This is a genomic window from Dactylosporangium sp. CS-033363 (assembly GCF_050942475.1).
In the GTDB taxonomy this organism is placed as follows: Bacteria; Actinomycetota; Actinomycetes; order Mycobacteriales; family Micromonosporaceae; genus Dactylosporangium.
In genome coordinates this window covers 1,848,566-1,859,759 of the sequence record NZ_CP192032.1, presented here as the reverse complement: position 1 = coordinate 1,859,759, position 11,194 = coordinate 1,848,566, and the positions used below count along the sequence as shown (strand labels likewise).

Genomic DNA, 11,194 nt, shown 5'->3' with positions numbered 1-11,194 from the left:
CGAGAGGAACGCTTCCGTGCCCGTTCCACCGAGGGTAGGGAACGAGCCACTCTACGCCGAGTGATGGAACGCCTCGGGTTCGCCCGACTTCTCCGACTACGGTGCGCACGCGGGACGGGAGCGGGTAGACAGGTGGGCGGCGGCGGGCCCGGCACCGAAGGGGATCAGGTGACACCCATACGCGTCCCGGTACTGAAGATCGAGCTCGTGCAGCACGGCGCCGTCCGCATCACGCTGACCGTCCGCCCCGGCAGCACTACGCGCGGTGCCGGCCCGGCCGGTCGGGGCGGTGCTTGACCGCGTACATCGCCTGGTCGGCGGTGCGCAGCACGGCGTCCGGCTGCTCGCCCGGCGCCGCCAGGTGCACCCCGATGCTCGCCCCGATGCGCACCTCGTGCCCGTCGATGGCGAACGGCGCGTCCGCGCACGCCCGCAGCCGCTCGATCACCCCGGTGGTCTCCGCGGCCGTGCCCACCCCCGGCAGGAGCAGCACGAACTCGTCGCCGCCGACCCGGGCCAGCACGTCGACCGGGCGCAGGCACGCGCTCAGCCGCGCGCCCACCTGGCGCAGCAGCTCGTCGCCGGCCTCGTGCCCGAGCTCGTCGTTGACCGGCTTGAACCCGTCGAGGTCGACGAAGAGCACCGCGACCGGCTCGGCCCGCAGCGAGTCGGCCAGCCGCTGCTGCAGCCGGCGCCGGTTCGGCAGGCCGGTCAGCGGGTCGTGGTGGGCGTCGTGGGCCAGCCGGTCCTGCATCTCGCGGCTGTCGGTGATGTCCCGCGCGTTGATCACGATGCCGTCCAGGGCCGGGTTGTGCAGCTGGTTGGAGGCGGTGAGGTCGAACCAGCGGTGGTCGCCGTCGGCCTGGCGGACCCGGACCTGCATGCGCTCCAGCCCGCCCCGCTCGCCGACCAGCGCGGCGAAGCGCTCCCGCACGAGGTCGCGCTCCTCCGGGTGGATGCTCTCGAACACCGGGGTGCCGACCCGGGTCACGCCGAGGATGCGCTGCCCGCTCGGGCTCGCGTACACCACGTTCCCCCGGTCGTCGAGCACGGTCACCACGTCCGGGGCGTGCTCGACCAGCGCCGAGAAGCGCTCCTCGGCGCGGCGGCGGACCAGCTGCGAGCGGTACCCCAGAATCGCCAGCCCGGCCACCCCGACCAGCAGCATCGTCAGCAGCGCCAGGTTGATCGTCAGGCTGCGGTTGCGCACCGGGCCGTCGAAGGTCGCCTCGGACTGCGTGCGCACGTAGGCCCAGCCGCCGGGCAGCCCGCCGTGCAGCGCCGCGATCATCGCGTGGCCGTTGTCGGTGTAGGTGACGAACTGTGACTCCGTCGTGGCGACCTTGGCCGCGATCGCCGGGTCGACGTGCGTGCCGAGCAGCCCCGGATCGCTGGACGCGCCGACCATCCCGGAGGCGTCCACCAGCATCGAGACGTGCGAGTCGTCCTGCAGTTTGACGATGTACTCCTGCAGCTGGCTCTTGGTGAGCGGGATGAACCCGTACACGATGGCCTCGGGTTGGCTGCCGACCACGATGGGCAGGGCCGCGGCCTGGATCAGCGTGCTGCCCACCGTCATGATCGACGAGAAGCCGGGCTTGCCGAGCGCGAGGTCGGAGATCAGCGGCTTGAACGCCGCGGACTGCGGGTCGGGGAACATGCCCGCCGGCCCGGTCGCGCTGAGCAGGTTCCCGGTCAGGTCGGTCATCACCAGGCCGTAGGTGAAGTTCGCGGACTTCTTCTGGTACTCCTGCAGCGCCGCCACGTCGCCCGCGTCCCCGGCCGTCATCGACAGCGGGTGGCTGGTCACGAAGTCGTTGAGCTCCTTGACCGCGACCATCAGCACCTGCTCGGCCAGGCCGCCGTTGTTGGTGACCAGGGCCAGGGAGTCGGCGCGGTGCACGGTCTCGGCCGCCCGCAGCGCGGAGCGGTTCACCGAGATGCCGACGGCACCGATGGCGAGCAGCAGCGCGATGCTGACGCCGACCACCAGCCAGCTGCGCAGCCGCATCCGACCCGCCCCCATCGCCCGACACGCCGGTCACGATGGCCGGCGGGAAACATAAGACCGATCGGCGCCGCGCGGGGCGATTCTGAGCAGAAGTGCCTTGCGTCACACCTCAGGCGGCCGGGCGGACCGCCGCCGTGCCGCTCAGCACCGGCGTGACCGCGGCGGCCGGCAGGGAGACGGTGACCTCGAGGCCGCCGCCGTCGAGGGCGGCCGCGGAGACCCCGCCGCCGTGCGCCTCGCAGATGGCCCGCACGATCGACAGGCCCAGCCCGGTGCCGCGGGCCCCGGTGCGCTCCCGCCCGCCGCGGCGGAACGGCTCGAACAGCGCGGGCAGGTCGGCCGGCTCGACCTCGAAGCCGGTGTTGCCGACCACGAGCCAGGCCAGGGTCTCGTCGGTGCCGGTGCGCACCCAGATCCGGCCGCCGAGATGGTTGTACCGCACCGCGTTCTCGATGAGATTGCCCGCCAGGCGTTCGAGCAGCCCCGGGTCGCCGACGACGTTGGCCGGCGCCAGGTCGGTGCTGACGTCGAGCTTGATCCGCTTGACCTCGTGGCTCATCGCCGACAGCGCGACCGTGACCCCGGTGGCCAGGTCGGTGCTCACCTTGCGGCCCAGCCGCCGGCCGGCCTGCGCCTCCGTGCGCGCGAGCAGCAGCAGCGACTCGACCAGCGCGTTGGCCCGCGTCGAGGCGTCGCGCACGACGCTGCCCATCCGCCGGAACTCCTCGACGTCGGCCTCCGGGTCGTCCAGGGTCACGTCGACCTCGGTGCGCATCACCGCCAGCGGCGTGCGCAGCTCGTGGGAGGCGTTGGCCACGAAGCGCTTCTGGGTCTCGAAGGCCGCGGCTATTCGGTCGAGCATGGCGTCGAAGGTCTTCGCGAGCTCCGCGACCTCGTCGTCGGCCCCGTCGTAGTTGATCCGGGCGTCCATCGACTCGCCGGAGAGCCGCTGGGCGGTGGAGGTGACCCGCTGCAGCGGCCGCAGCGAGCGGCCGGCCACCACGTAGGCCCCGGCCACCCCGACCGCGCCGATGAGCAGCAGCGCCAGGCTGCCCCGGGTCAGCAGCTCCCACTCGGCCGCGTCGACGAGGTCGGTCTGCCAGGTGCGCGCGTCGACCTCGCTGCCGTCGGCGAGCACCACCCGGGTGCCGGGCTGCAGCTGGTCGGCGGGCTTGAGGGCGCCGTCGACGAGCAGGTAGGCCAGCACCACGAGCACCAGCCCGGCCCCGACGAGCAGGATGCCGTTGAGCAGGGTGAGCCGCAGCCGCAGGGTCGGGCGGAAGACGGCGGTGCGGCGGGCGTCGTAGATGGTCATTGCGGGGGCCTGGTCCGGTAGCCGGCGCCGACCACGGTCTCGATGAGCGCGGGCTCGCCGAGCTTCTTGCGCAGCGTCATCATCGTCACCCGCACCGTCGTGGTGAACGGGTCGGCGTTGGCGTCCCAGACCCGTTCGAGCAGCTCCTCGCTGGAGACCACCGCGCCGCGGGCCTTGAGCAGCTCCTCCAGCAGCCCGAACTCCTTGCGGGTCAGGTCCAGCGGCTGCCCGGCCCGGGTCGCGACCCGCTTGGCCTGGTCGAGGATCAGGTCGCCGATGGTGAGCACCGGCGGCGCGGCCGGGGTGGCCCGCCGGCCCAGCGCCTGCACCCTGGCCACCAGCTCGTCGAAGGCGAACGGCTTGGGCAGGTAGTCGTCGGCCCCGATCTGCAGCCCCTCGACCCGGTCGGCGACGCTGCCGCTGGCGGTCAGCATCAGCACCCGGGTCAGCGCGCCCGAGGCGACCAGGTCGGCACAGATCTCGTCGCCGTGCACGCCGGGCAGGTCGCGATCCAGGACCACGACGTCGTACCGGGTGACCATGGCCATCTCGTGGCCGCTGGTCCCCTCGTAGGCGACGTCGACCGCCATGCCCTGCCGCCGCAGCCCCCGGACGATCGCGTCGGCGAGATTCGTCTCGTCCTCGATCACCAGCACGCGCACGCCCTTCGCACCCCCACCCGATCCGGGCCAGTGTGGTTCACGGGGCGTGAAGTCCCCGTGAAAGCCCTGGGTGCCAATGTAGCTACCCGGGCAACCTCCAGAGCCGGACCGAGTCGCCGCCCGCGATGCAGGCCAGCCGGTGGTGGCGCATCGAGCAGCGCGACGGGATCGGGCTGACCAGGCCGAGCGGCGTGATGGTGCCGGTGCGCAGGTCGATGCGGGCGATCCGGGAGCCGTCGTCCTCGGGCCGCTGCACCAGCTGGGAGCCGGCCGGGGCGAAGCCGATGTCGTCGTCGTCCGTGCCGTCGCTGGCCGTCGGGACCACGGCCCAGCCCGCCAGGTCGGCGCGGTCCTGGCCGGTCTGCCAGTCCACGACCCGCACCCGGGTGAAGTCGTCGCGGTCGCGGCCCACGAGCACCCCGGGCCCGGCCGCGTCCAGCTGCAGCGGCCGCCGCCACGCCTCCGCGCCCGTCTCCGGGTCCAGCACGGCGATGTCGCGCCAGTTCGGCACGCAGATCATCGGGCCGCAGGCGACCACCACGGGGCCGTAGGCCATCTCGGCGATCGGCGCCTGGTCCGAGGAGGAGAAGAGCATGTGCCACTGGTACCGCAGGGTGTCGCTGCGGTACGCCGTGATCAGCGCCCCGTCGCCCCGCACCTGGACGATCACGAGCAGGCCGCCGACGATCCGCACGCTGGTGGGCGGGGTGTCGGCGAGCTCCGGCACGTCGGCCGCCGCGGTGATGGCCCCGGTGGCGGCGCTGCGGATCTCGGCCCGCCCGCCCGGGTACCAGGCGGCGAACCAGCTGCTGCCGGGCACGTCCGGCGCGACGACGCGGGCCCCGCCGGGCAGGTCGAACGACCACCGGATCTCCCCCGTCTCCGCGTCCAGCCCGCCCAGGTGTACCGGCGACGGCGCGGCGCCGCGCGCCGGCACCACCGGCGGGCAGGAGGCGGTCCGGTCGTCCACGGTGAGCAGCCCGGGCGCGGCCCCGGCGGGCCCGGCGACGACCGCGATCGGCGCGCCCGCGCGCGACCACAGCTGCTTGCCGGTGGCCGGGTCGAGCCGCTCCAGGCTCCAGCCGACGGTGGCGGTGCAGGGCCGGTGCCGCACGTACGCCCGGTCCGCGGTCAGATACGCCTGCCCGCCGCCGTCGCCCGCGAGGGAGCGGGTCCAGCGGGGCTTGCCGGTGGTCCAGTCGAAGGCGGTGAGCGCCGGCTCGTCGCGCATGGCGTAGACGAGGCCGCGGTCGGCGACCATGGCGGAGGCGTGCTCGGCGAGGGTGCCGGCCTCCTCGATCCCGGTCCCGGGCCGCGAGCCGGTCGCGAAGAGCACCACCAGGGTCAGCATCAGCACGATCGGCCACTGCCGCCGCCCCGCCCCGCGCGGTGGCGGCCACTCCAGCAGTTCCTCCCCGTCGACCATGCCATGCGATTCACCGAGATCGATCAGTTCGCCCACACCTCCAGCGTCCCCGCTCATCCGCTAGGTCGCCAATCGAAACAGCACCACGTCGCCGTCGGCGGTCGAGCAGGCCACCCGGGCGCCGTCCAGCTCGCAGGCGATGATGCGGGCGTCGACGGTACCGATGGGCAGCACCCGATCCCCCTGGCGGAAGCCCAGCAGGGTCGCCTCCTCGCCGTCCGGCGCCCCGAGCAGCAGGCGGTCGTCGTCGGCCCCGAGGCGCTGCCAGCCGTCGAGCCGGGGCGCCTCGGCCCCGGTCGCGGGGTCGTAGAGGTGCACGATGCTCGCCCCCGGCTCGGTCAGCAGCCCGCCGGGGACCGCCGCGAGCTGCGCGTATCCGCCGACGGCCCAGCGCACCACCCCGGTCGCCGGGTCGAGCACGAACGTCAGCTGCCCGGTCGCGCACAGCATCGCCCCGCAGGCCCGGACCGTGAACCGGTCGGAGCGCCCGGACGCGGGCACCGTCGGCACGTCGGTCCGCCACAGCGGCGCGGACCACGCCCCGCGCCGGTACGCGGTCAGCGTCGTCACCCCGCGCGGCGACCCGGCCCCGGCCGCGGCGACGATCAGCAGGTCCCCGGCGGCCGCCACGATGTCCCCGGACGCGGCCACGAGGTCCCCCGCGGTCTCGCGCCGCCCGGTCACGAAGTCGGCCACCCCGAGCGCGCCGTGCCGGTCGGCCAGCGCCGCCCAGCTCGCCCCGGCCTCGGCCGAGTCGACCGCGACCCGGGTGCCGGCGTCGACGGGCAGCTCCCAGCGCGGCTCCCCGCCGGGCCCGAGGGCCTGCCAGCGCAGCCCGCCGCCGATCGGCGCGTTCGCGGCCAGGGCGCCGCACCCGTCGGACCACAGGCTGCGCAGCACGACGGTCCCGGGCACGCCCGGTGCGGTACGGACGGGAACGCCCGGCGCGTGCCAGACCTCCCGCCCGGTGCGCCGGTCGACCGCCACCGTCGTGCCGGTCACGCCCGAGCGGCACAGGTCGGGCCAGAGCACCACCACGTCGCCCGCCCCGGGCGCGGACGCGGCGTAGGACAGCGTCGTGAGCCCGTCGGGCGTGTACGTCCACCGCGAATGCCCGTCACCGGCGTCGAAGGCCTCCACGGGCGTCGGCGTCCGGTCGTTCTCCAGCACCAGCAGCACGTCCCCGGCCAGCTGAAACGCCCCGTTGCGCAGCGGCTGGCGGACGATCTCGGCGGGCGCGGGCGGCAGCGGCACGGCCGACACCAGCGACATCGTCAGCCCGAGCGCCAGCAGCAGCCCCCAGCCCCGGGGCAGCCCCACAGGCCCTCCGTCGGCGTCGGCGACCCACGGGGCCCCGGCGTCACCGAGGTCAATGACGGCGGCTGCGGCAACGCCGTCGGCGGAGGGCAACGTGCTCGGCGGCACGCCCCCATTGTGCTAGCCGGGCGTCCCCGGCGGTACGCGCCAGACGGTCAGGTCTCCGGCCATCGTGCAGGCGACCAGGTCGTCCTCGGTCGAGCACGACGGCGTGCCGCCCCAGAACGCGCCGCTGCCCAGCACCGCGATCCGGCCGGTGCGCGGATTCAGCAGCCCGACGGTGGCGATCGGCTCGCCGTCCGCGCGGTGCCACACGACGATCCGGTCGCCCCGCGCGGCCGCCGGGTGCCAGCCGTCGATCCGGGCCCGCACCGCGCCGGTGGCCGCGTCCACGACCGCCGCGATCGGCGGCGCCTCCCCGGTCCAGTTCAGCGCGCCCAGCGCCATCGTGGCCGGCCCCCGCCCCAGGATCAGGCCGAGCTCGTCGACCCGCCACGCCGCGTCGCCGGTACGGGCGTCGTACGCGGTCAGGCCCGACTCGTCCGCGCGGCACCACCGCCCGGGCCCGCAGTCGCGCAGGATCCCGTGCTCGTTCGCCGGGACCTGCCACAGCGGCCGCCCGCTCGCCCGGTCGAAGACCCAGTCCGCGGTCGTCCCGGAGCGGATCGCGAGCTGCCGCCCGTCCCCGCCCACCTGGATCCAGGTCGGGTCGAGCCCGGTCAGGTCCAGGTGGTCGGTGTGGTTCACCGCGCCGGTGGCGAGGTCGTGGTCGCGCAGCTCCCCGGAGCGGTCCAGGACGCTCAGCGAGGTCAGCTCGTACGTCGCGCCGGCCCCCCACTCCAGCGCCAGCACGTCCCCGGCCGGCAGGTCCAGCTTCCAGACCTCCACCCCGTGCGGGTCGACGGCCACCAGGTCGTTGTGGGTGTCGCCGAGCACGACCAGGGGCCCGGCCAGCCCGGCGAGCAGCACGCCGCTGCGCTCCCAGCGCGGCGTCCCCGTCCGCGCGTCGAGCGCGGACACGGTCGCCAGGTCGAAGGCGTCGCCCAGCTGCCGGGCGAGCAGCACGATGCCGGCGTCGGCGTGCACGAGCTGCTCCCCGTCGCCGAGGTCGGCCGACCACAGCCGCGCCCCCGCGGTCGAGTACGCCTCCAGCCGGTGCGGCCCCTCGCCGGTGTACCGCACGACGAGCACCCGGCCGCCGCCGATCGTGACGTACTGCGCGGCCTCCTCGATGAACAGCACCGGCGGCGCGGTCGCGGCGCGCGCGGGCGGCACCGCGGCGGCCAGCACGGCCACCAGCGCCGCGGCAACCCACCGCCCCGTCGCCCCGAACCGCCGCCGGCGCGGCCGCGGCTCGTCCGGCGGGATCCACGGCTGCGCCTCGCCCAGGTCGATGGTCACGCTCACGGCAGCCGCCACACGTTGAGCCCGTTGCCGCTGCACAGCACGACGCCGTCCGCGGCCGTGCAGCGCGGCGTGGGCCCGATCTGCCCGCGGCCGACCACCTGCACGCCACCCGTGCGCGGGTCGTAGAGCCCGACGACGCCGTACCACTGCCCGGGGTCGGTGTGCGCGACGATCTGCCGCCGCCCGACCCGCCCGTAGGCGCCGACCCAGCCGTCGAGCCGCCGGCCGACCTTCCCCGTCCGCGCGTCGATCGGGAACACCACGGTCTCGTGCGACGGCGAGGCGGACGTGCCGAGCCCACCGGCGACCACGATGTCGTCGTCGGCGCCGAAGACCGTGTTGTACATCCCGACCCCCCACACCTCCCGCCCGCTCGCCGCGTCGAGCGCGTGGATGCCGCCGCCGTCCACGGCGCACCAGTGCCCGGCGGTGCACGGGTACACCGACGCGAACTCCACCCCGCCGTAGCGCCACTGCACCAGGCCGGTGGCCCCGTCGTACACCTCGACGCCGACGACACCGATGCGGCTGACGACGGCGCGGTCGCCGTACACGTCGAACCAGTTCACTTCGTCGGCGGGCACGCCCAGCGGCCACCGCGCCGTCTCCGCCCCGCTGCCCGGATCGCGGCGCACGACCTTCCCGTCGGCGGTGAGCTCGTCGATGGAGCCGATGTCGTCCGTGCCCGCGCGGTAGCCGAGCGAGACCAGCGACCGGCCGGGCAGCGTCCTCTCCCACCGCGTCGCGCCCGTGCGCAGGTCCACGCCGAGCAGGTGCTTCTCGCGCTCGCGCCCGGACCCGGCCCACCGCTCCGTCCACCCTCGCACGTCCTGCAGCACGAGCCGGTCCCCCGCCCGCCCGTACGCCGCCACCGCCGGCCGCCGCCACAGCTCCGCCCCGGTGCGGGCGTCGAGGACCGTGACCGCGCCGTCCTGGGCGGCGAGGTCGCCGTACACGGAGGAGATCACCACCACCCCGCCCGCCAGCAGCTGCAGGTCCTCGGTGTCGCGGGCCCGCGGCCGCGTCCACAGCACCTGCCCGGTCACGCTGCGCCCCTCGAACTGCCCGAGCGTGTTCACCTGGTACCGCGTCACGAACACCATCCCGCCCGCGAGCCGCGCGTCGAGCACCCGGTCCTCCAGGCTGAACAGCGGCGCCTCGAGCCCCGCCGCCCCCGCCGAGACGAGCAGCCCCGCGGCGAGCACGGCCACCGCCACCGCCGCCACCCGCCGCCACGCCCGCCCCCGCCGCGACCCCCGCGGCGGCCCGTCCGGCGGCGACCACGGCTCGGCCGCCCCGAGGTCGATGACGCTCACCGCAGCGGCCAGACGAACAGGACCCCGATCGCCAGGCAGGCGACCCGGTCACCGGTGGCCGTGCACTGCACCGTGCCGTAGAAGTCGTGCGCCCGCCCGAACACGTGCACCGTCCCGTCGTCAGGATCGAGCCGCCCCACGATCGCGTCGGTGTTGCTGACCGGCCGCCACACGAACATCCCGCGCGCCCCGACCGCCTGGTAGTACCCGCCCGCCACGAACCACCCCGCCCGCTCCCACGCCACCGCGCCGGCCCCACCGACCGCGAACGCCGCTACGTCGTCGGGCTGGTAGTCGTCGCCGATCTGCCGATACATGAGCAGCCGCTCCCCGGTGTCCCCCAGCACCGCCGAGTACCCCCGGGCCCGCCACACCACGGCTCCGGTAGCGGCATCGAGCACCTCGGTGCCGGTCTCCCCGTACACGCAGTAATGCACCCGCAGACACGGCACCGGCACGTTCCACGCCGCCGAGTCCCCGGTCCACCGCCACAACCGCCGCCCCGACGCCAGATCGAACACCTCCGACCCACCCCGCCCGGCCGCCAGCACGACCTCCTGCCCCGGCAACCCAGGCGAATGCCGCGACAACACGCCCCCAAATGCCAGCTGGTACTGCCCGCTGACCGCCCCCGTCCGCAGGTCCCGCACCCGCAGCACCCCGTCCGCGCCGAGCTCACTGAACCCGCTGAGATTCGGATACTCCCCCATCCCGAACCCCGGCAACGTCCCCGGCGCCAGCTCCACGCTCCACTTCACGGCCCCGGACACCTGATCCAGCCCCAGGTACCGCTCATGATGCCCCCGCGGCGGCAGCGCCACGCCCGGGTCCTCCGGGCTCCCGTAGGAGTCGTCGAACTCATCCACCTCGTCCGGCCAGGCATGCTCGCTCACCACGACGAGGTCCCCGGCCAGCCCGGCAAACGTCACGAGCTCCCGCTGCCAGAGCTCCTCCCCATTGCGCGCATCACGAGCAACAACCCTCCCCGTGTACCGCCCGTGCTCATCCGACTGCTCCAGCTGCACGACCGCCACCCGGTCGGTGAGCGCGCCATACGACTCATTGGCCAACCCGGGCCGCCGCCACAACATGGCCCCCGTCCGAGCATCGAGCGCCTCGGTGACGGGATCGGCCCCGGCCCGCTGATACCGATGCACGATGAGCCGCCCGCCGGCCGCATCGATGGCCAGCACCTGAAACTCCGCGGTCCACAGCGGCTCGAGCCCCGGCCGCCGGTCCGAGCCCCCCGCCAGCAACACCCCCACCAGCACCACCGCGACGAACACGATCCGCTGCCCGGCCCCCCGCCGCCGCGCACCACCGGGCCCGGGCCCCTCAGGCGGCTCCCAGGGCACACTGACATCGAGCTCAATGATCGCGTCGGGCAACGGACGTCCTCTCGTCGCAAGAAGAGAGTCCCACGCCCCCCGCCCGGGTTGCACCGCTCAACCGCCGGCTCTTCCGGACCCGGAGCAGGCTCGGCGGCGACAGGCTCAGGCTCGACCGCGACCGGCTCGGGCTCGACCGGCTCGGGCTCGACCGCGACCGGCTCGGGCTCGACCGGCTCGGGCTCGACCGCGACCGGCTCGGGCTCGACCGGCTCGGGCTCGACCGCGACCGGCTCGGGCTCGACCGGCTCGGGCTCGACCGCGACCGGCTCGGGCTCAGGCTCGGCTTTGGCGGCCTCACGCTCCAACGCCAACAGCCGCAACTTCTCAGCATGCCGCCGAGCAAGCCCCC

Annotated in this window: 8 protein-coding genes; all 8 read right to left on the bottom strand. The window is 75.0% G+C overall.

Translation table 11 applies throughout. From position 1 onward, the window contains the following. Nucleotides 1-256: 256 nt before the first annotated feature. On the bottom strand, nt 257-2,026 hold the full coding sequence (locus ACQPZ4_RS08550; RefSeq protein WP_433057662.1) for a diguanylate cyclase domain-containing protein: 1,770 nt from the start codon (nt 2,024-2,026) through the stop codon (nt 257-259). Between the two features lie 94 nt (nt 2,027-2,120). Continuing rightward, complete coding sequence (locus tag ACQPZ4_RS08545) at nt 2,121-3,326, bottom strand: sensor histidine kinase (protein ID WP_433057660.1); 1,206 nt, start codon at nt 3,324-3,326, stop codon at nt 2,121-2,123. Beyond that, nucleotides 3,323-3,988, bottom strand: a complete 666-nt coding sequence (locus tag ACQPZ4_RS08540) for a response regulator transcription factor (RefSeq protein WP_433057659.1) — start codon at nt 3,986-3,988, stop codon at nt 3,323-3,325. Before ACQPZ4_RS08540 ends, ACQPZ4_RS08545 begins: the two co-directional genes overlap by 4 nt. An 82-nt stretch (nt 3,989-4,070) precedes the next feature. After that, on the bottom strand, nt 4,071-5,450 hold the full coding sequence (locus ACQPZ4_RS08535; RefSeq protein ID WP_433057657.1) for a PQQ-binding-like beta-propeller repeat protein: 1,380 nt from the start codon (nt 5,448-5,450) through the stop codon (nt 4,071-4,073). Nucleotides 5,451-5,474: 24 nt separating this feature from the next. Next, complete coding sequence (locus tag ACQPZ4_RS08530; RefSeq protein WP_433057655.1) at nt 5,475-6,734, bottom strand: hypothetical protein; 1,260 nt, start codon at nt 6,732-6,734, stop codon at nt 5,475-5,477. A 117-nt stretch (nt 6,735-6,851) separates the two neighbouring features. Continuing rightward, nucleotides 6,852-8,138, bottom strand: a complete 1,287-nt coding sequence (locus ACQPZ4_RS08525; RefSeq protein ID WP_433057653.1) for a PQQ-binding-like beta-propeller repeat protein — start codon at nt 8,136-8,138, stop codon at nt 6,852-6,854. After that, nucleotides 8,135-9,454 (bottom strand): PQQ-binding-like beta-propeller repeat protein, encoded by a 1,320-nt coding sequence (locus tag ACQPZ4_RS08520; RefSeq protein ID WP_433057651.1) that lies wholly within the window; start codon nt 9,452-9,454, stop codon nt 8,135-8,137. The genes ACQPZ4_RS08525 and ACQPZ4_RS08520 overlap by 4 nt, the downstream gene beginning before the upstream one ends. Beyond that, nucleotides 9,451-10,842: a PQQ-binding-like beta-propeller repeat protein gene (locus tag ACQPZ4_RS08515; RefSeq protein ID WP_433057649.1), complete on the bottom strand. Its 1,392-nt coding sequence runs from the start codon at nt 10,840-10,842 to the stop codon at nt 9,451-9,453. Before ACQPZ4_RS08515 ends, ACQPZ4_RS08520 begins: the two co-directional genes overlap by 4 nt. Nucleotides 10,843-11,194: the final 352 nt, after the last annotated feature.